The organism is Nocardia sp. NBC_00511 (assembly GCF_045161165.1).
Classification (GTDB): Bacteria; Actinomycetota; Actinomycetes; order Mycobacteriales; family Mycobacteriaceae; genus Nocardia.
This window is the reverse complement of record NZ_CP107849.1, coordinates 987,246-1,007,305: the sequence shown is the minus strand read 5'-3', so window position 1 is coordinate 1,007,305 and position 20,060 is coordinate 987,246. Positions and strand designations below refer to the sequence as shown.

General features: G+C 68.6%; 16 protein-coding genes. 3 read left to right on the top strand and 13 right to left on the bottom strand.

Annotated features, from left to right (window positions below; genetic code table 11):
• Positions 1-171 precede the first annotated feature (171 nt).
• On the bottom strand, positions 172-870 hold the full coding sequence (locus OG300_RS04825; protein ID WP_405492547.1) for a hypothetical protein: 699 nt from the start codon (positions 868-870) through the stop codon (positions 172-174).
• Positions 871-1,158: 288 nt separating this feature from the next.
• Here OG300_RS04825 and OG300_RS04820 point away from each other — a divergent pair, with 288 nt between their 5' ends.
• Complete coding sequence (locus OG300_RS04820; protein ID WP_405492545.1) at positions 1,159-2,808, top strand: hypothetical protein; 1,650 nt, start codon at positions 1,159-1,161, stop codon at positions 2,806-2,808.
• Between the two features lie 62 nt (positions 2,809-2,870).
• Here OG300_RS04820 and OG300_RS04815 read toward each other — a convergent pair whose 3' ends face one another.
• The 5 genes from OG300_RS04815 to OG300_RS04795 form a co-directional block, all read right to left on the bottom strand.
• Positions 2,871-4,721 (bottom strand): family 2A encapsulin nanocompartment cargo protein cysteine desulfurase, encoded by a 1,851-nt coding sequence (locus OG300_RS04815; protein ID WP_405492543.1) that lies wholly within the window; start codon positions 4,719-4,721, stop codon positions 2,871-2,873.
• Positions 4,696-5,625 (bottom strand): family 2A encapsulin nanocompartment shell protein, encoded by a 930-nt coding sequence (locus OG300_RS04810; protein ID WP_405492541.1) that lies wholly within the window; start codon positions 5,623-5,625, stop codon positions 4,696-4,698. The genes OG300_RS04815 and OG300_RS04810 overlap by 26 nt, the downstream gene beginning before the upstream one ends.
• Before the next feature lie 211 nt (positions 5,626-5,836).
• Positions 5,837-7,222, bottom strand: coding sequence for an NtaA/DmoA family FMN-dependent monooxygenase (locus tag OG300_RS04805; protein ID WP_405492539.1), 1,386 nt, complete (start codon positions 7,220-7,222; stop codon positions 5,837-5,839).
• An 11-nt stretch (positions 7,223-7,233) separates the two neighbouring features.
• A complete protein-coding gene (locus tag OG300_RS04800) occupies positions 7,234-8,451 on the bottom strand; it encodes an LLM class flavin-dependent oxidoreductase (RefSeq protein ID WP_405492537.1) in 1,218 nt (405 codons plus the stop codon).
• Between the two features lie 120 nt (positions 8,452-8,571).
• A complete protein-coding gene (locus OG300_RS04795; RefSeq protein WP_405492535.1) occupies positions 8,572-10,767 on the bottom strand; it encodes a DUF4132 domain-containing protein in 2,196 nt (731 codons plus the stop codon).
• Between the two features lie 259 nt (positions 10,768-11,026).
• Here OG300_RS04795 and OG300_RS04790 point away from each other — a divergent pair, with 259 nt between their 5' ends.
• Positions 11,027-12,415, top strand: coding sequence for an ABC1 kinase family protein (locus OG300_RS04790; protein ID WP_405492533.1), 1,389 nt, complete (start codon positions 11,027-11,029; stop codon positions 12,413-12,415).
• Positions 12,416-12,424: 9 nt separating this feature from the next.
• On the opposite strand, the gene OG300_RS04785 is transcribed toward OG300_RS04790, so the two are convergent.
• The 6 genes from OG300_RS04785 to OG300_RS04760 all read right to left on the bottom strand — a co-directional run bounded on the left by OG300_RS04785 (position 12,425) and on the right by OG300_RS04760 (position 17,883).
• Positions 12,425-12,757, bottom strand: a complete 333-nt coding sequence (locus OG300_RS04785) for a hypothetical protein (protein WP_405492531.1) — start codon at positions 12,755-12,757, stop codon at positions 12,425-12,427.
• Between the two features lie 92 nt (positions 12,758-12,849).
• Positions 12,850-14,241 carry an FAD-dependent oxidoreductase gene (locus tag OG300_RS04780; protein ID WP_405492529.1) on the bottom strand — a complete coding sequence of 464 codons (1,392 nt, stop codon included), beginning with the start codon at positions 14,239-14,241 and terminating at the stop codon, positions 12,850-12,852.
• A 56-nt stretch (positions 14,242-14,297) separates the two neighbouring features.
• A complete protein-coding gene (locus tag OG300_RS04775) occupies positions 14,298-14,753 on the bottom strand; it encodes a lipopolysaccharide assembly LapA domain-containing protein (protein WP_405492527.1) in 456 nt (151 codons plus the stop codon).
• 185 nt (positions 14,754-14,938) lie between these two features.
• Complete coding sequence (locus OG300_RS04770) at positions 14,939-15,208, bottom strand: GlsB/YeaQ/YmgE family stress response membrane protein (RefSeq protein WP_405492525.1); 270 nt, start codon at positions 15,206-15,208, stop codon at positions 14,939-14,941.
• 317 nt (positions 15,209-15,525) lie between these two features.
• Complete coding sequence (locus OG300_RS04765) at positions 15,526-16,098, bottom strand: hypothetical protein (RefSeq protein ID WP_405492523.1); 573 nt, start codon at positions 16,096-16,098, stop codon at positions 15,526-15,528.
• 192 nt (positions 16,099-16,290) lie between these two features.
• On the bottom strand, positions 16,291-17,883 hold the full coding sequence (locus OG300_RS04760) for an FMN-binding glutamate synthase family protein (RefSeq protein ID WP_405492521.1): 1,593 nt from the start codon (positions 17,881-17,883) through the stop codon (positions 16,291-16,293).
• A 101-nt stretch (positions 17,884-17,984) separates the two neighbouring features.
• On the opposite strand from OG300_RS04760, the gene OG300_RS04755 reads away from it, so the two are divergent.
• Entirely contained in the window at positions 17,985-18,950 is a 966-nt protein-coding gene (locus OG300_RS04755) for an MEDS domain-containing protein (RefSeq protein WP_405492519.1), read from the top strand.
• Between the two features lie 48 nt (positions 18,951-18,998).
• Here OG300_RS04755 and OG300_RS04750 read toward each other — a convergent pair whose 3' ends face one another.
• Positions 18,999-20,000, bottom strand: coding sequence for a helix-turn-helix transcriptional regulator (locus OG300_RS04750; RefSeq protein WP_405492517.1), 1,002 nt, complete (start codon positions 19,998-20,000; stop codon positions 18,999-19,001).
• Between the last annotated feature and the right edge of the window lie 60 nt (positions 20,001-20,060).

The window sequence follows — 20,060 nt, the reverse complement described above, 5'->3', positions numbered from 1 at the left end:
AGGGATTCTCATTTCGGAATCGGCACGATCGATGCGGCGCGATCACGGGTGGCGCGTGCGGGGGCGACGTGCTCGGCGCGGTGGCGTCGCCCCCGAACGCTCCTGCGGTGGCCGGTGGTCCGACGGCGGCCCCGTCAGGCATTCCGGGTGGGTTCCGGCATTTCCCGATCGTCACCTCCCCGGGAAGGGCTGATTGATGGTCGAGAAGTACTGCACCGCAGCGAGAATCGTCACCGGCGCGGTCACCAGCAGTTGCCCCGCGAGGGTGCCGAGCGCGCCGACGGCCGCGATGCCGCCCAGGCAGCCCAGCAGGCCGGCGGGCAGGATCGGCCCGAACAGGCCGATGATGGTGGCGCCCGCGACCGTGGCACCCGCCAGGCCGCCCAGCACGCAGCCGAGGGCGGAACCGCCCAAACCGCCGAACAGGGTGCCGGTGGTCGCGCCGACCGCGATGGTGTCCTTCATGCGATTGAAGGCCGCCTGCTCGCGATCGAACGGGGATTTGAACTGATTGTCGCCTTCGAAGGGCAGGGCGACCGGACGGTATACCGCGTGGTCGATATCGAACTGCGGGGTCAGGGTCGCGGTGCGGTCGGTGATATCGGCCGCGATCGGGAATTCGAAGTCATCGACCCGGAATTTCAAATCGGTCCCGGCCACCGTGGTGCCGTTCGGCGATTTTATTTTGAAGACGCCGTCCTCGACGCCCATCGAGCCGGTATCGGTCGATATCATCGCACCGCCCGGGGTGCCGTGGGTCGTGAAATGGACTATCTGATCGGTGATCGGATCCGCCACGGCCGAACCGCCGCCGAATCCCAGCACCGCGGCCGCCAAAGCCATGGTCACAATGGATTTCCAAGTACGCACAACTATTTCCTCATCTCCAGATCTCGAGAGCTCCGTGATGATCACCATGATTCTGCGGCGACTGCGAGAAGTAAACACCGCCCTGCGTAACGGAATCCCCAATAACAGCAGGCCCGTGTGCTGGAAACCCAATAACAGCGAACGCTTGCCCGGGTGGGCTCGCATACCTATCGTGGGGGCATCGTTTCCGCTTCCGGGAACATCTTGTCGGCGAATGCCGAAGCGGACCGTGATAGTACCGAGATGCGGTCGTCGGCCGTCCGGCATTTCAGCCGCTAGGAGAATCCCTTGCATGGAATGGCACTGCGCACCACACCCGCCGCCGCCCTCGTCGCCGGCTTGCTCGTCCTCGGCAGCGCGCTGATCATCGATGGTCGCCCGGCCACCGCCGCCCCGGCCGGTCCCGATCAGAACTGCACGCTCATCGTGCCCGACGACCCGCTCTCGGCTCGCGGGCTCGCGACGCCCTACCAGCTGACCGCCACCGATCCGGCCGCCGGACCGTGCAACGAGGCGAATGCCGGACAGTCGGCCTTCGTCGAGGCCGCCGTGCTGTCCGGGAACGGGAAGCTGACCACCTACGACCCGCTGGTAATCGACCAGGGCACCCAGCCGGCCGTCGCTCCCGTGCCCGCGCAGGTGGATCGCGGTGCGACAGTGGGCATCTGGTTCGGGTTCAACGGTGTGAACCTGACCCTGAAGGCCGCGGACGGCACCCGCGCGCTCAGCCAGGGACGCTGCGTCAACGGTCTGCCGCATGGCTCGCTGTTCGGCCAGTTCGCGTACTGCAACGGGCAGGCGCTCTTCCGGGCCGCGCACAAGCAGATCGCCGACCACACGCTGGCGGTGCCCGCGGCGGGAACGGCCTCGGATGGATTGCCGTGTCCCACGGTTCGCGACTTCTCCGTGGTGGATCAGGACCAGAGCGACAATGTCGTCACGCACTACCTGGCCACCGCCAACGGGCAGACCGCACAGCAGAACGCCGCGAACACCGCGCAGCTCACCGGTGCCGCGGACCTGGCCAACGGCAGCGACAATCTGCTGCTGAGCCGCTTCATCGATCCCGCGCTCGGGTGTGCGCCGTGGACCGTGCCCGATCAGTCCAATGACGGACAGTTGACCCCGGCGCTGGTCACCGACGAACTGTCCGCCGCCGCCGACCAGCAGGCCCCCATCGCGCTCGTCCCGCTCACCGATCCGATGACGGTGAACAACGGCAAACCCAGTGTGCTCAAGACCGATCGCTACCGCCAAGGGGTGGATCAGGGGCTGGTGCGCGGGCGCGATCGCGACGAGGAGGGTGACGGCGCGGACGCGATCGACGCGGACGATGCCGCCGACCCGGGTGGCGGTACGCAGGGAAAGGTGAAGGCGGACGGGCGAACCCACACCGGTGACGACGGCGACGGAGCGACCTACTGCACCAACCTGTTCACCACCCCGAGTGGGATCGCCCGCGTGTTCAAGGACCAGGCGACCTTCACCGCGGCGCCCTCGGTGGATCCGGCCGCGGCGACGAACCTGTTCACCTTTCTCGCCATGCGCGCCCAGCAGTCCTTCGGAAACCTGAACTGCCAGAACCTGATCGGCACGGCGAACCCGGTCACGCTGACCACCGACGGCAATGGCGTCGTCACCGACGCGACCTTCGGTGTGGGCGGCTCCGCGACCACGACACCCGCGACGACCTCCGTCACGCCCACCTCGGACGCGCCACCCGACGGCGGCGCCACCACGCTGCCCTCGACACCCGGCACGCCGCCCACGAGTACCGAACCCGGGTCGACGAGCACCGACATGCCTACCGTCACTTCGGATTCCCCCGCGCCCACCACCTCGGTGACGGCCGATCCGCCGTCCCGGACGCGCCCCTCGCGTCCCGGCCGTCGCGATCACGGCGGACAGCCGAGGGAGACCACCGGGAAGCACTGGTGATGATCCGGACATGCACCCGCCCGGTGACCGTGGTCCACGGTCACCGGGCGGGTGCGAACGATCTACCTGCGGGCGCGTGCGAGCTGATCGACCGCGGCGATCATGCGGTCGATCTCCTCGCAGGTGTTGTAGAAGGCGAACGAGGGACGGACCGTCGCCTCGACGCCGAAGCGGCGAAGGATGGGCTGTGCGCAGTGATGTCCGGCGCGCACGGCGATCCCCTTCTCGTTCAAGGCCTTTCCGACCTCGAGTGGTTCGTGCCCGGCCAGGGTGAACGACAGGACGCTGGCCTTCTCCGCGGCGGTCCCGATGAGGCGGACGCCGGGGATGGCGGCCAGTCGCGGGGTCGCGTACTCGAGCAGCAGGTGCTCGTAGTGCGCGACATTGTCGATGCCGAGGGTTTCGACGTACTCGATGGCCGCGCCGAGACCGACCGCGTCGGCGATATTGCCGGTGCCCGCCTCGAAACGGCCCGGCGGCGGGTTGAACAGCGAACGTTCCAGGGTCACGTCGCTGATCATGTTGCCGCCGGCCTGCCAGGGCGGAAGGTCCTGCAGCACTTCGGATTTACCGTAGACCGCACCGATACCGGTGGGGCCGTACAGCTTATGGCCGGAGAACACGAAGAAGTCCGTGTCCAGCGAACGCACGTCGATCCTGGTGTGCGGCACCGACTGCGCGCCGTCCACGATGGTGACCGCGCCCGCCCGGCGGGCCGCCGCGACGATCTCCCGAACCGGGACGACGGTGCCGAGCGCATTGGAAACCTGGGTCACCGACACCAGTTTCGTGCGATCCGACAGCAGCCGGGTGTACTCATCGAGCAGCACCTGCCCGGAGTCGTCGACCGGGATCACCTTCAGCACCGCACCCGTCTCGGCGGCCAGCAGCTGCCAGGGCACGATATTGGCGTGATGCTCCAGGTGCGAGATCACGATCTCGTCCCCGGCCCGAATGTGCTTGCGGCCCCACGTCTGCGCGATGAGGTTGATGCCCTCGGTCGCGCCGCGCACGAAGATGATCTCCTCCGCCGATCCGGCCCCGAGAAACCGCGCGACGGCTTCGCGCGCGTGCTCGTAGGCATCGGTGGAGCGAGCCGCCAATTCGTGTGCGGCCCGGTGGATATTGGAGTTCTCGTGCTCGTAGAAGTGGCTGAGGCGGTCGATGACCGCCCGCGGCTTCTGCGTGGTGGCGGCATTGTCGAACCACACCAGCGGGTGACCGTTCACGCGCTCGCGCAGGATCGGGAAATCGTTGCGCACCGCGTTGACGTCGAACGGCGGATGCGGGTCCGGGGCGATCCGCCCGAGGCCCGCGCCGAGGAAGTAGTACGGCGACTCCGCCGGTGCGGCAGGGGTTTTCGGCTCCGGCAGGAAGTAGAACTGCGGTGCGGCGGGGGCCGAGGTAGGGAGATGCGGGCGCGGTACGGCCAGCGGCAGATCCAGTGACGGCAGTACCGGGATCAGCGGATCACGGTGCACCGCCGCAGGTTCCGGGCGAGGCTCCCAGCCCGGGACCTCGGGCAGCGGGGTGGGGCCGCCTGGCGGGACCGCACCCGCCGCCGGTGCCGCGGACGGACCGCCGCCCTTGGAGGTCGGATCCGTCGCCGCCGGATAGGGATTGGCGGGTATCGGCCTGGCCGGAGGCGCGGTCGGGACCGCCGTCCGGGTGACGGCGGACGGGGCGACACCGGCCGGAACCGAGGGCACGCCCGCCGGAACCGAGGGCAGGGACGGTTCGGCGACGCCGACCGTGGCCAGCCCTGGCACACCGCCCGGCAGCGCCGAGAAGAACGCTCCGGCAAGGCGATTCAGCGTCGCCTCGTCCGGCAGCAGTGCACTCCACTCGGCCCCGGCGGCGGACGCCGGGTCCGGTGGAGTGGGGACCTCAGCGGTAGGTCGGTGCGTAGTCATGGAACTTGTTCACCTCGACGCCCTCGAGCACGGCCACCGCATCGTCGGTCAGCACTGCCAGCGAGCAGTACAGCGACACCAGATACGAGGCGATCGCGCTGCGGTCGATCCCCATGAACTTCACCGACAGTCCCGGCCCCTGCTCCCCCGCCAGACCCGGCTGATAGAGCCCGATCACGCCCTGGCGGGATTCGCCGGTGCGGATCAGCAGGAACTTGGTCTTGCCGCGCTCCACCGGCACCTTGTCCGACGGGATGATGGGAATCCCACGCCAGGTGAGGAATTGGGAGCCGAACATGCTGACCGTCGGCGGTGGCACACCGCGCCGGGTGCATTCCCGGCCGAAGGCGGCCACACCCTCCGGGTGGGTCAGGAAGAAGCCGGGCTCCTTCCACACCTTGGTGATCAGGTTGTCCAGATCATCGGGGGTGGGCGGGCCCGCGATGGTCGAAATCCGTTGCTTCTTCACCGCATTGGCGATCAGCCCGTAGTCGGGGCTGTTGATCAGCTCGCCCTCCTGGTGCTCCTTGATCGCCTCGATGGTCAGTCGCAGCTGCTGCGCGATCTGATCGTGCGGGCTGGAGTACAGGTCCGAGACGCGGGTGTGCACGTCGAGAATGGTGTGCACGGCCTTGAGGCGCAGTTCGCGCGGCTGCTTCTCGTAGTCGATGAAGGTTTCCGGCAGCGGGGACTCGTCGTAGTTGTCGCACTGGATGTCGACGGTCTGTTCGTGAGTCACCCGGTTGAGCCGGTAGATACCGGCCTCGACCGGCACCCAGTTCAGGAGATGGACCAGCCACCGCGGGGTGATCGATTCCATCTGCGGGACGGACTTGGTGGCATTCGCCAGCGTCCTCGCAGCCTCATCACCCAACGCAACAGGCTGCGGCACAGCATTCGTCATGAAAACCGCCTTCAATTAGGCAACCTTGCCGTTACCGGCGCGCCGATCGTAACTCCGCGACACCGCACTGTCGCGGTGAGCGCAATCATGAGCGTGTCATGGTGATTTGCTGGTTCTTCCCCACCCGGAGCAGTCGGGGGGTTGGGGTCAGCCGACGATATTGTCAGGATTCAGCAACACTGCGGTAATCGCCGTACTACCTCGTCGGCGGTCATCGCGAGCCCGACCCCACACCGCCGACCGGCACGGTGGTCGCCGAACGGACGTCGGGCAGACCGAGGTTGTCACGCAGGGTGGCGCCGGTGTACTCGGTGCGCAGGGCACCCCGGTCCTGGAGCAGCGGCACCACCTGATCGACGAAATCGTCCAGGCCCCAGGGCACCAGGTGCGAGCCGATGATGAAACCGTCGGAGCCGTCGTTCTGTACGAACGAGTCGATCTTCGCGGCGACCTGCGCGGGCGTGCCGACCAGGGGGCCGCGTTCGAACTGGTCGATCACCACCTCGCGCAGCGTCAGCTTCTTCGCCTCGGCGACCGCGCGCAGCCGGGCGACCGTGGCGAAGCGATCCTGGTGCACGAAGGCGCGGCCCTGGATGATCGGCGGGGCTTCGGGATCGGGCTCGATATCCGGGACCGGTCCGTCGGGGTCGTAGCCGGACAGGTCCCGGTTCCAGATCTGTTCCAGCAGAATCAAAGCCGTCTGCCCGGTGACCTGCTCGTTGCGGATGGCATGGTATTTCTCGATCGCCTCGGCCTCGGTGTCACCGAGCACGAAACTGGCGGACGGCAGGATCTTGATGTCGTCGGCGGACCGTCCGGCCGCCACGGCGCGCGCCTTGATGTCGCGGTAGAAGTCGGCGGCCTCGGGCAGCTTGCCGTACGGGGAGAAGATGGCGTCGGCATTGGCCGCGGCGAAGGCGCGGCCCTGCGGCGAGACCCCGGCCTGCAACACCACCGGGCGGCCCTGCGGGCTGCGCGGCACCGTGAAACGGCCGCTGATGTCGAACTGCTCACCCTTGAAGGCGAAGGCCCCGGCGTCGGGGCGAGCCAGGAAGCGGCCGGTTTCGCGGTCGGCCGCCAAGTCGTCGGCATCCCACGAATCCCACAGGGCGCGAATGGCGTTCAGGGTTTCCTCGGCCCGCACGTAGCGGTCGGCCGGATCCAGGAAGCCGCCGCGACGGAAGTTCTGGCCGGTGAAGGCGTCGAAGGAGGTGACCACATTCCAGGCTGCCCGCCCGCCGGAGAGATGGTCCAGGCTCGCGAATCGCCGTGCCAGTTCATAGGGTTCGTTGAAGGTGGCGTTGATGGTGCCCGCCAGTCCGAGATGCTCGGTGACCGCCGCCAGCGACGCCAGCACCGTGAAGGTGTCGGGGCGGCCGATGATGTCCTGATCGAAGACCTGCCCGGCGCGTTCGCGCAGGATGAGACCCTCGGCGAGGAAGAAGAAGTCGAACTTGCCGCGTTCGGCGGTGCGCGCGGTGTGTTCGAAACTGCTGAAATCGATTTGGCTGCCCGCGCGCGGATCCCACCAGGCGGTGTGGTGGTTCACGCCGCCGAGGTAGGCACCCAGGATGACCTGCTTACGGGGAGTGCTCATGGTGACCTCGCTCAGATGGTGGCGTAGCGGTTGGGGACATCGACGGGCAGGCCGAGCAGCGCGCGCAGCGAGCCGCCCGGGTATTCGGTGCGAAATACGCCGCGCCGCTGCAGGATCGGGACCAGGCGATCGGTGATCGCGGGCAGGTCGTCGACGGCCACGCCGGGACGCAGCCGGAATCCGTCGAGTCCGGCGGCGCTCCAGGCGGCGAACAGATCGGCGAGCTCCTCGGCGCTGCCGGTGAAAACGGCTGCGTCCGAATAGAACTGGGAGCCGTTGAGGGCGTCCAGGCGGGTCAGGCGCTGAGCCCCGGTCTCACCGTCGGCGTCGAGGAACACGACCAGGTCGGCGTAGACGCGCAGCCGTTCACCGGTGCGGCCCACCCGGGCGGACGCGGCGGCGACTTCACCCAGAATGGCGGCCGGACCGGCCGCCAGGCCTGGGGTGACGAACACCAGATCCGCACCGCGCGCGGCGAATTCGTAGATCAGCGGGGCGTGCGCCAGGGCGGTCACCACCGGCTGACCCTGGGGCGGGCGCGGTGTGATCGAAGGTCCGCGCACGCTGAAGTGGCGGCCTTCGAAGTCGACGCGGTGCAGCTTGTCGCGGTCGATGAAGCGGCGGCCGGGCACATCTCGGATCTCGGCGTCGGCTTCCCAGCTGTCCCACAGGCCGCGCACCACCTCGACGGCGTCGGCGGCCTCGTCGAAGAGTTCACGCACCTGCTCGGGGAACTCACCGGAGGCATTGGCGGCGGCCAGTTCCGCCGGGGTGACGGGCTTCAGGTCGCGGCGGCCGAAATGCGCTGCCTCCTCGACGGTTCCGGAGATCCGCGCCTGCCACCCCGCGCGGCCGCCCGAGGTGTAGTCGAGGGTCGCGATCGCGGTGGAGACGTGGAAGGGCTCGGTGTGGGTGGTGGTCACCGTCGGGATTAGTCCGATGTGCCGGGTCACCGGGGCCACCCGCGCGGCGATCAGGCCCGCGTCGATCCGGGCCCGGACCTGATCGACGGCATCGTCCACGGGCGCGAACGGGGCGACCGTCGGCACCCGCAGGCTGTCCTCGATACTCACGAAATCCAGCAGGCCGCGTTCGGCCGTCGCGACCAGATCCGTCCAGTACGGCGCGCCGAACAGGTCCGCGGGGCGGGAGGCGGGCTCCCGCCAGGCGGCGGGATGCCAGCCCGCGCCATCGAGCGCGACGCCGAGATGCAGTGGGTTCGATGCCATCGCTGCACCATCCCGCCGGATGCCGCGCGGGGCAACGGTTGCGCTCAGCTCGAGTGAGGGGAAATTGCCCGCGCCGCAGCATCGTTGGCATCGGACCGATCGGGCGCGGGCCCCGTCGGGCTAGCGCACCAGCCCGGCGAGATCGGCCAGCAGCTCGGATATCTGGATCGGGCCGATCGCGTCGCGGGGCAGGATATCGAAGGCGATCCGGACCAGCCGCTGCTCGTCACTCGCGTATGCGACGCCCGCGATCAGACCCGGATCCATTTCCAGCACCAGGTCGGGACCGCCGGTGACGCGGCGGGTCATTTCGCGTTGCAGGCCGCCGTCGGAGGCGTGACCGCGCTTCCAGCCGCGGTCGACCAGCCCGAGCAGCGCGCCCGCGGGAACGGTGATTCCCTCGAATCGCCGGAGTCGGCCGGTCGTGCGCTCCTCGGGAGTCAACTCGTACACCGGGCGGTCGAGTTGCGAGAACGGTTGGGTGATCTCGTAATCGGCGAACACATCACCCCAGTTTTTGATGGCCGCGCCCAGATCGAGCGGGTGCGCGACACGGATCCGGGCCGCCTCCGGCAGGGTCACCGCCCCGTCCTCGAGATCGGCCAGGGTGAGATCCTCCGCCACTCGGAAACTCAGCTCGCCGGTGGTCCACACCAGACGGCGGGCGAGGTGACGCAGCAGCGGCGGAGTCAGCACGTATCGCTCGAAATCAGCTGGGCTCCACTCGCGTTCGCTCGCCATCGCGCGTTCGAGACGACGGATCTGATCCGAGGCGATGGTGCGAACCTGCTTCTTCAGGTCGGTGAACCGCTGATACGCGGTGGGAGCCAGCACCGGATCGTCCTTGGCCGCGGGCTTGGGCAGGTTCTTGCGCGGCTTGCCCGCGTCATCGATCACGAACGGCGTGAGGGTCTCGTCGAAACCCACGGTGAATCGACGCGGGCCGTAGTCGAGCACGAGGGTGCCCGCGGCGTCCAGTCCCAGATCCGGGACCAGGCGATCGGCCAGCCCGTCCGGGGTGAGGCCCAGTCGGTGGGCAGCACTCGCCAGACAGTTCTGCGCGGTGGAACGCACGCCGTGTGCCTTCGCCCGCTGCGAGATTCGCTGGATCAGGCGCAGTGCGGTGTCGGTATCGATATTCGACAGTGCCTTGGTGGCACGCTTGGCCATATCGGTGCCCTGGGAATTCAGGATGAAGGCCGCGAGCTTGCCCGCCGACTCGTCATCGGCCAGCCAGCAGAACTGGTCGGCCACCCAGCCACTGCGCGGCGGGCTGCCGGCCGCCCGCCACTGCTCGAACAGGGCCCAGCCGAATTCGGCCAGGGCGGTGGGGTCGCAGTGCTCGAGCGCTTCGGGCAAGCCATCGTAGAGATTCCCCCGGCCCGAATAGTAGTAGGAGTTCGACAGGGTGAGCGCACCGATCAGGTTGGCGACACCGTCGTCCGGCACCGGAGTGCCGTCTCGGAACAGCAACCGCGGCAAGCGATTCCGCTCCAGCCACGCCACCTTCACCGGCCTGACGGGCCGCTCGGCGGGCCCGGATTCCAGCTCCGGCGGGGCATCCGCGGCGAGCAGACGCGCGACACCGGCCGCCGCGTCGTCGCCGTGGCAGCGGGCCGCCGCCACCACCCGGTCCGCACCGACCTCGGACGCGATGAGAACCAGTGCGGCCGTGGCTTTCTCGCGCGGGACCCGCACCTTGCCCAGGGCGTCGGGGGTCAGCAGCGGGACCACCGCCACACCGTGCCGGGAGAACCAGTCGCGGGCGAGGCGCTGGGCCGAACGCAGACGCACCAGCCAGTCGGCCATCAGGCGGGCGACTTCGACATTCAGCACCGGCATCAGGACCGGGCCGTTGTCGTAGGCGTCGGCCTTCGCGTGCGGGACAACGATGCGGTACGCGTCGAGGCCGAAACGAGCCAGCAGCACCTGCAGACACGGCAGTGCGCCCCTGCCGTGGAACTTCGGATCCCATTCGGCCAGCAGCGGGCGCACCAGCTCTTCGGGCGCATTGCCGAACAGATAGCCCTGGGTGGGCGCGTAGGTGTGCTTGCCGTCGACGTACTCCTGCACGACAGCGGGCCAGCCGTCGGCCGCGAGCGCCCGCCGCCCGAATCCGGAGTAGAGCTTCCCGGCCTGAGCCAGCCACTGTTTACGCTCCCCCGCCGCCCACACCAGCTGTGATTCCTGGGACGAGACCAGCCCCGGGACGAGCGGTACGTCCTCGGAGCGTTTCGCGGCGGTGGCCGCGGCCGCCGCCCGCGCCTCCCGCGCCCAGAGCGGGTCGACGAACAGCTCCGGCATTGCGTTCCCCATGACACTCAATTCCTCTGCACCGAACAGCTTTTCGCCGAGTATGCCGGAGGGCGGTGACAGGTCCGGCGGGCGCGAAAAGGTCCGGCACGGACCGGGCCGGGCCTGCCGCGCTGTCTCGTCCCGTCGACGCTCCGACCACCTCGATCATTTCTCGCTATTTCGCAGCGTCCTGGAACGTGCAAGACTTTCGTCCGGAAGGTCGGGGTTCGAAACGGTCGGGTGAGTCCGCGATGGAGAACGAAGTGGTGGGGTGCACGCTGTGGGGCGGTTGATTCGGTTTCCGCAGCCGCCGCCGGAGGCCGAGGGGCGGCCGCCGACGCGCGGAGTCGTGCGCGATCTGAAATTGGCGACCCTGCCCGCGGCGTACGCGGGACGACAGGTCGCGGGAATGGGACGGCGCATGCGGGGGCAGTCACGCGCCCAGGTGCAGGCCGATATCCAGGCCCGAACCGCCCAGCATCTGTTCGAGGTGCTCGGCGAGCTCAAGGGGTGCGCGGCCAAGGTCGGACAGCTGATGTCCATCTACCGAATGACGCTGCCGCGGGATCTCGCCGAGCCGTTCGGGGAGGCGCTGAGCACCCTGCAGTACGCCGCGCCGCCGATGCTGCCCGGCCTGGTGCACGAGGTGATGCGCGCACAGCTCGGCACCGGATGGCGGGATCTGTTCCTCGAATTCGACGATCAGCGTGCCGCGTCCGCTTCGCTGGGTCAGGTGCACCATGCCGTGTGGCGTGACGGCCGACCGGTGGCCGTCAAGGTCATGTATCCGGGTTCGCGCGAGGCCGCCCGCTCCGACCTGCGCCGATTGCAGTGGATGACCGGGTTGATCGGGGCGTTCATGCCCGGCGCGGACGTGGGCGCGGTGATCGCGGCGGTATGCGATTGCGTCGACGACGAACTCGACTTCGCGCGCGAGGCGCGGCATCAGCGGATCCTGGCCGAGGCGTTCGCCGACGACCCGGATTTCGTGCTCCCCGGCGTCGTCGAGCAGACCGAGGACGTGCTGATCACCGAATGGCTCGACGGCGTCCCGCTGACCCGGATAATCGCCGGGGAGGTGCGCCATCAGGACCGGAATCAGCTGGGCCTCAAGGTGATCCGATTCCTGATGCTGGCCAAGGCGCGCACCGGACTGCTCTACTCCGACCCGCACCCGGGCAACTTCCTGCGGATGCCGGACGGCCGTCTGGGTGTGGTGGACTTCGGGGCCTGCGGGCCGGTGCCGTCGAATCTTCCCGCGGTCGAGTTCGATATCGGCGAGGCGCTCTACCACGGCGGCCCCGCCGAACTCGAAATCGCGCTGCGCACGCACGGATTCGTGCAGCCCGGCAACGAACTGGATATCGACGAGCTCACCGATATCGTGTTCCCGTTCGTCAAGGTGCTGCACCAGCCCGACTATCAGCTGACCGACGACTGGTTGCGGCGGCAGGTGCGGGTGATCACCGAGTTGCGGCTGTCCAACGTCTTCCGGCAGATGACACTGCCGCCGGAACTGGTGACGGTGGCCCGCGCCAGCCTCACCGCCTTCGGCATGCTCTGCCAGCTCGGCACCGAGGGGCCCATCCGCGCCGAATTGCTGCTCGGCTCACCGGCATTGGACGATGTGCTGCGTCGCTACGACGAGGCGGTCCGCTCGGCGCTGTGAGGGCTCGACTCAGTCCTGTGAGGGCTCGTAGGAGCGCCAGCGGATCGGTGCGTCGAGGGCGGTGCGCGCGGCCGTGCGGCGGCGGAACTCAACGACGATCAATCCGAGGCCGCCGAGCATCGCCACGCCGGCCAGGACGGCCGCGACCGTGCCCGGGGTCTGGCGGCCGGCGGTGAAGGCCGTGACCGCGATGACCACCGAGATCCCCGCGGCGAACAGCAGCGCGAAGCCCGCCCAGTTGCGGCTGTCGGCCAGCACCTCGCCCGGTTGTGTCCGGGTCGAACGGGTGATGTCGGCCGCGTTGTCGAACGGCGGGATCTCGAATCCTTCACCGAGGGTCATCGTCGATACCTCATATCCGGCTGGGCGGTTTGCCCGGTGCCCTTCCCCGCTGGGATACCCGGCAAGGGGCGATCAAACAGCCGGATGTGATCTCAGTGGGTGACCTGATCGCGTCGGACCGCGCTGACCGCTTTACGGGCGGCCACCTGCACCGGGTCCCAGACCGGCGAGAACGGCGGCGCGTAGCCGAGATCCAGGGCGACGATCTGCTCCACCGTCAGGCGGGCGGTCAGCGCGACGGCGGCGACGTCGATGCGTTTGCCCGCACCTTCGCGGCCGACGATCTGCACACCGAGCAGGCGGCCGGTGCGGCGTTCGGCGAGCATCTTCACCGTCATGGGCGCGGCCCCCGGGAAATACCCCGAGCGACTGGTGGATTCGATGACGGCGGTCACGAATTGCAGCCCCGCCGCCCGTGCGTCCCGCTCCAGCAGGCCGGTGCGGGCGACCTCGAGATCGCACACCTTGCTGACCGCGGTGCCGACCACACCCGGGAAGGTGCCGTAGTCCCCGCCGACCCCGGACCCGATGACCTGACCGTGCTTGTTGGCATGGGTGCCCAGGGGAATATGGCGTTCGGAACCCGAGACCAGGTCGAGCACCTCCACGCAATCGCCTCCCGCCCAGATGTTCTCGTGCCCGCGCACCCGCTGGGCGAGATCGGTGAGCAGGCCGCCGGAGACCCCCAGCGGTAGCCCGGCCGCCCGCGCCAGATCGGTGTTGGGACGGACGCCGATGCCGAGCACGACCACATCGGCGGGGTATTCGGCGTCGGCGGTGAGCACGGCGGTGGCACGGCCCTGCGCGTCGGTGCGAATACTCGCCACCTCGGCCGCGCAGTTGACCTGAATCCCCATGCCCTCCATGGCTTTCCGGATCAGCACACCCATGTCCGGGTCGAGGGTCGACATGGGTTCCGCGCCCCGGCTGACCATGCTGACCTCGAACCCGCGATGGATCAGCGCCTCCGCCATCTCCACCCCGATGTAGCCCGCGCCCACCACGACCGCCCGGCGGCCCTCGATCGAGGCGAGGGTGTCGATCAGCGCCTGCCCGTCGTCGAGGGTTTGCACCCCGTGTACGCCCGCCGCGTCGATGCCGGGTAGCGCGGGCCGGATCGGTGTCGCGCCGGTCGCGATGACCAGCTTGTCGTAACCGGTCCAGCTCTGCTCGCCGGTCTCGAGATCGTGGGCCCGCACCCGCTGCCCGGCCACGTCGATCTCCACCACCTCGGTCCGCAGCCGCAGATCGATGTCCCGGGCCCGATGCTCGGCCGGAGTGCGCGCGATCAGCGCATCGCGCTCGTCGACCTCACCGCCCACCCAGTACGGGATGCCGCAGGCCGAATACGAGGTGAAATGCCCCCGCTCGAACACCACGATCTCCAGCTCCGCCGCACTCTTCAACCGCCGTGCCTGCGATGCGGCCGCCATTCCCGTCGCATCCCCGCCGATGACCACCACGCGTTCGCCCGTACCCGACACGGTACGAGACAACCCGCCGCGACAGCAGGATCGGCAGAGGTCCGCACCCCGACGAGCTACCGGAAACGAGACTTACGCTGGTGCCCGGCCTGGCCGGGCTGCGCGTCGTGAGCACGGGCCAATCGACCGAAAGCCTGCCGCAGCTGGATGATTCGCACCCCACCCGCGATCGCCATGACCAGGGCGCCGACCACCGCGGCGACCAGAATCGCCACCCCGATCGGCAGCGAGAAATGCCAGCCGAGAAAGCCGAGCCGGACGGCAGAGGTGTTCTGCACCACGAAGATCAGCAGCACCACCAGAAATACGGCTCCGACACTCAGACTCATCCAGATGCTGCCCGCCCGGGTCCGATCGATGCGCGGCGCGCCGGCCGGAGCCACCGGCTGCGGCTCGAGCGTCGGCGGCGGCGCGGTCGGCGGCGCGGGTTCCAGCGGCGGCGCGACGGCGGACGGCTGATCCGGAATCCGACCGGGCTGCGGATAGGGTTCGTTCTCACTGGCAGGATTCACAGGGCACCTCCCGTGCGGTAGCCGGTGCGACTGCTGCGCAATCCGGCGGTTCCGCAACGCAATACCCGCCCGAGCCCGGATTATGCAGGTCCGTTCGGCATCGCGGGCCCGCGAGCGCCCCCAAAAAGCGAGGGCTCCGAAAGCAGCTGCCGCGCAGCGCTTCCGGAGCCCCGATTCGGCCGCTGTCAGGACGTTCGGCGGCCGGTCACCTTGCCGACGATGAACAGCAGGATGACCGCGCCGCCGAGACAGGTCAGGAAGCTGAAGATCATGCCGCCGCCCTTCACGTCGACGCCGAACAGGCGCAGCAGGAATCCGCCGAGCAGGCCGCCGATGACGCCGACCACGATATTGAGGACGATGCCCTGCTGGCCGTCGGTCCCCATGAATTTGCTGGCAATCCATCCGGCCAGCCCACCGATCACGATCCATCCGATGATGCCTAGTCCGAGCACGAGCTCCTCCTCATGGTCAGGGACGCCGAGGACCGGCGCTCTTCGGTGCAATACCCGGTAAATCGGTCGGATATCCACCCGAAGGACATTCTGGATACATGTCCAGTGTCACCGCCACAGCCGGTCCGACGCGTCAGCCACTCCGATAGCCGGAAACTCGCCATTGCCGGGGCCACGAATCCGAGGTCGTCGGCGCACGGTCCGGCTCCACTGGGCTGGGCGCGTGCCGGACAGCGGCTCCACCACCGACAGCGCGTTCGACTCGGTCGTGGCCAGGTGCGGGTCTGGAGCCCACTGTGTCCAGGACTGTTCCGGCGCTACCGGCTCTGCCCGATGCCCGGGCCGAGATGCCGCCATTCACGTTCCCATTCGGCGCTGCGGCGGCGACCCAGGGTCAGGGCGGTGCCCCAGACCAGCAGGGCCGCGCCGCAACCTATGGACAGGGCGACGCCGACGGCCGCGTTGACGCCCTGGGCGCCGGATTCGCGCAGGGGGCGGGGGCCGGAGGTGCGATGACCGGCGGGGTCGAGCCAGATCGTCACCTGGTCGCCGAGTTTGGCGGTGCCGGGTACCTCCAGGGTCGCGCTGCCGTTGTGGTCGTGGGTTTTCCACTGCACGTTCGCCTGCGGCGGTTGCGTCGGTACGCCGTTGTGATCGGGGATGGGCACCGGGGTGGAGACGATGGTGGCCGCTACCGGGATTTCCGCCGCGTTCTCACCGGCGATCCGCGCGGCGGCCGCCCGGCTCACCGCGTTCCCCACGATCATGGCCAGTGGGATGGCGGCGAGTACCGCGAGCAACGCGACCAGCCGCAGCACTCCCTCCAGCCGATCCAGTGGCCGCATCAGCGGATTGCGACTCCACGGCGCGATCCGCCAGGTCCGTCTCATCTTCGAAGGACACCGTGCCATCTCGATTGCCTCCCACCTGCCCGCAGGTCCCGTCAGCGCGTACTCCCACCGACGCTCTACCCGCCGAGCATGGCTCGAATCACCGGACTACCTTGCCGCACTGGCGATATCGGTATCGGACCGAAAGCTCCGCAGGACCGCGACCGGCGTGTCGGCGCGGGTGCCGGGGCGCTACTTCACGAGCGCGCGGAAGGAGTCCGGGGTGGCGGCCGCCCAGTCGAAGGCCCAGGATTCGGGCGGTTCGACGATCAGCGCGCCCGGCGCGAGCCATTCGTAAAGCTCTGCGTAGGAACGACGTTCGGTAGAGGAGATGCGCTTGTGCAGCAGGTGCGGCGACAGCTCGGCGGGGTCCGAGACGCCCATGGAGGCCATGATCTGCACCGCCTGCGCGACGGTGGCCTCGTGGTATCTGCGGACCCGCTCGGTCTTGTCGGGCACATCGAGGGCGCGGGCGCGTTTGGGATCCTGGGTCGCCACGCCGACCGGGCACTGATTGGTGTGGCAGCGCTGGGCCTGGATGCAGCCGACGGCCATCATCATGGCGCGGGCGGCGCTGGTGAAATCCGCGCCCTGGATCAGGCGTTTGACGATGTCGTTGCCCAGCGCCACCTTTCCGGCGGCACCCACCTTGATCCGATCCCGCAGACCCGCGCCGACCAGTGCGTTGTGCACCGTCATCAAGCCGTCGGTGAGCGGCAGGCCGACATGGTCCTCGTACTCCAGAGGCGCTGCGGCAGTGCCGCCTTCGGCCCCGTCCACCAGAATGAAGTCGGGGGCGGCGCCCTCGGCGAGCATGGCCTTGCAGATGGCCAGGAATTCGATGCGGGAACCGACACAGAGTTTGAAGCCGACCGGTTTGCCGCCGGAGAGGTCACGCAGCCGGGCCACGAAGCGGATCAGCTCACGCGGTGTGGTGAACGCGGAATGCGCAGGGGGGCTGACACATTTCTCGTGCTCGGGGACGCCGCGGAACCGGGCGATCTCCGCGCTTACCTTGGCCGCGGGCAGCACACCGCCCAGACCGGGTTTCGCACCCTGGCTGAGTTTGATCGATATCGCCTTGATCTGCTCGTGCGCGGCCTGCTCGGCGAAGCGGTCCGGGTCGAAAGCGCCTTCGGCAGTGCGGGTTCCGAAGTATCCGGAGCCGATCTCCCACACCAGGTCACCGCCGCCGTCGAGGTGGTAGGGCGTCAGCCCGCCCTCACCGGTGTCATGGGCGAAACCACCCAGTGCGGCACCGCCGTTGAGCGCGCGCAACGCATTGCCCGACAGCGCGCCGAAACTCATCGACGACACGTTGAACAGCGAGATCGAGTACGGCCGCGTGCATTCGGGGCCACCGATCAGTACCCGCGGCGGCTGCTGCGGTTCGGGAACCGGGACGGTCGAGTGGATCAGGTACTCGTAACCGACCTCCTCGACATCGCGCTCGGTGCCGAAGGACAGCTCACCGTGAATCCCCTTGGCGCGCTCGTAGATCATGGTGCGGACATCCCGGTCGTACGGTCGGCCGTCGTAGTTCCGCTCGATGAAGTACTGCTGCAATTCCGGGCGCAGACTTTCCAGCAGATACCGCATATGCCCGAGCACCGGGTAGTTCCGCAGGATCGAATGCCGCTTCTGGAGCATGTCGTACACCCCGGTCGCCAGCAGCGCCACGAAGACCGCGGCCAGCACCCACCACGCCCACGACCCGACGGACGCGGCCACCCCGACCGCGAGGGTCGCCGTGGCGAGAAACCCGATGACAAACAACCGCAACATGCCTCGTCCTTACCCGCACCTGACGAAAACACCCGCGGGACGCGCCGATTCCGGTGACCGCATCGACGATATCCGCTCGACCATGGGAGTACTGTCGCACCGTGTTCCGGGTGTCGGTGCTGTGCTCCGATCCGGTGGTGGGCATCGTGATGGAGGGGTCGCTGGGGCACCGAGACCGAGTCGCAGGGGGAGCATCAGCAATGGAATTCGACGCCTCCGCGCTACCGGCCGCCCGGTTGACGGGAGTGCTGGCCGACGGCCGGGGCGGCGGCCGCAACGACCACGTCTGCTGGGCGTACACCACCCGGGCCGAACGCGATATCGCCGCGGCCCAGTGGCTGGCGGACGGATTCCGTTGCGGCCAAAGGCTATTGGTGGTCACCGCCGATGCCGACGCCGGAGCGGAACTGCTGGCCACGATCACCGTGACCGCCGGGGCCGACGTCAGCGCGGCGATCATCAACCTCGCCGTCACCGACCTCTACGACCTGTCCGTCCCGATCGACGCCGACAGCATGCTGGCCCGCTACGCCGGACAGGTCGCGGCCGCCGTCGCCGACGGGCACGACGGCCTGCGCGTGTTCGCCGACATCACCGCCTTGATCGCGGACCCCGCCCGCCGCGCCGCGCACGCCCGGTGGGAGCACTTCGCCGACGCCTGGATGGCCGCGGGCAATCCGCTGGCTCCCATGTGCGCCTACGACATTCGGGTCGTGGGCGAGGAGCAGCTGGCGGTCATGGCCGTGCATCCGCTGCGGCACGGACCACTCGCCGCCATGCCGTCGTTCGGTCTGTACTGGGGTCGGACCGGTCGCGTTCTCGACGGTGAGATCGACGCCTTCGCCCTACCCACCCTGGCCGAGATCCTCGCGGGCCTACCCCACGACATGCTCGACCTCGATGCCAGCCAGCTGTCGTTCCTGAGCGCGCGCGGTGCGGCCACGCTCGCCCAACCGTTCCCTAACGGCCTTCGGCTTCGCCTCGTCAATGCCCCGCCCATCGTCCGGCGGCTCTGGCAGATCCTGGAATTCGATCCCGCACAGCTCGGTTCGCACACCGGGAACTGAGACTACCCACCACGGCGAACGTCCTACACCGGACCCTTGAAACAGGTCTCAGCCGTCGGCCGACACACCGAGCCGGGCGTTCAGCGTCCGGCTCGGTGGCTGGCCGTAGACGCGGGTGTAGAGCTGGGTGAAGCGGCCGGACTGGGTGAATCCCCAGCGGGCGGCCACATTTCCCACCGTGCGCCCGTCGCCCGGAATGGCCGTCACCAGGTCCTCGTGGGCGTGCTCGAGGCGCAGGCGGCGCAGATATTCCAGGGGTGTGGCGCTGTAGCGGTTGCGGAACGCGTACTGCAGTGCCCGCGCGCTCACGCCCGCGTGCGCGGCCAACTCCGCGATGGTCACCGGCCGGGCCGGGTGCGCGTGCAGGTAGTCCACCGCCCGTTCCAGCGCCGAGGCCGTCACGATGGCGGGCCCCGGCTGCCGTTCGAGGTCCATGGTCGAATTGGGAAACACCGCCAGCGCGGCCGCGGCCAGGCTGCGAGACAGGTTCTGCACCAGCAGTTCGGTCATCACCAGGGAATCGGCGGTGGTGACCTCGCGGTGCACCAGATCGAAGAGCTTGGCCCAGAACTGTTGGCGGCGTGGATCGATCGGCACCAGGGATTCGAATCGGAAAGCGCGCGCGTCGATTCCGGACTGCGCGGTCAGATCCAACAGCACCGCCTTCGGAATATGCAGGATATTGCTGTCGTGGTTTTGGCATTCGGCGAGAATCGGCGCATCCATCGGATACATCGAAAAGTCGTGGCGCTGCTGCCAGATGTCGTGGCCGCCACCACGCATCCGGCAGCTGCCGCCCAGCGTCTGCTCGAAATACACCTGTTCGGTCAGGGGCGCGAGATGCCCGACGTAGCCGATGGTGCTGCGGATCTCGGTAGCCATGATCTCACCGCACCGGGTCATCGTGTTCCGCACATTCGAGCGCGGTGCGGCACTACGAAACTCGATCTTGTTGTCCACGTAGATCTTTGACACGTACTCGACAGTCTCGTCGGCGTCGCGTGTCGACAGTTCATCTCGCCGGATCTCGACGAGCTGCTGGCCGTTCATCCCATCCCCTCCGCGTCTCGACTCCAATCGACAGCATGCCCGCAGGCAATGCGACTGAGT

Excerpts from the sequence above, each read along its gene's own strand:
- OG300_RS04785 (WP_405492531.1), bottom strand. The coding sequence starts at position 12,757 with ATGACCCTCGGTGAAGGATTCGAGATCCCGCCGTTCGACAACGCGGCC.
- OG300_RS04765 (WP_405492523.1), bottom strand. The coding sequence starts at position 16,098 with ATGAGACGGACCTGGCGGATCGCGCCGTGGAGTCGCAATCCGCTGATG.
- OG300_RS04805 (WP_405492539.1), bottom strand. The coding sequence starts at position 7,222 with ATGAGCACTCCCCGTAAGCAGGTCATCCTGGGTGCCTACCTCGGCGGC.
- OG300_RS04760 (WP_405492521.1), bottom strand. The coding sequence starts at position 17,883 with ATGTTGCGGTTGTTTGTCATCGGGTTTCTCGCCACGGCGACCCTCGCG.
- OG300_RS04800 (WP_405492537.1), bottom strand. The coding sequence starts at position 8,451 with ATGGCATCGAACCCACTGCATCTCGGCGTCGCGCTCGATGGCGCGGGC.
- OG300_RS04795 (WP_405492535.1), bottom strand. The coding sequence starts at position 10,767 with ATGGGGAACGCAATGCCGGAGCTGTTCGTCGACCCGCTCTGGGCGCGG.
- OG300_RS04815 (WP_405492543.1), bottom strand. The coding sequence starts at position 4,721 with ATGACTACGCACCGACCTACCGCTGAGGTCCCCACTCCACCGGACCCG.
- OG300_RS04810 (WP_405492541.1), bottom strand. The coding sequence starts at position 5,625 with ATGACGAATGCTGTGCCGCAGCCTGTTGCGTTGGGTGATGAGGCTGCG.
- OG300_RS04750 (WP_405492517.1), bottom strand. The coding sequence starts at position 20,000 with ATGAACGGCCAGCAGCTCGTCGAGATCCGGCGAGATGAACTGTCGACA.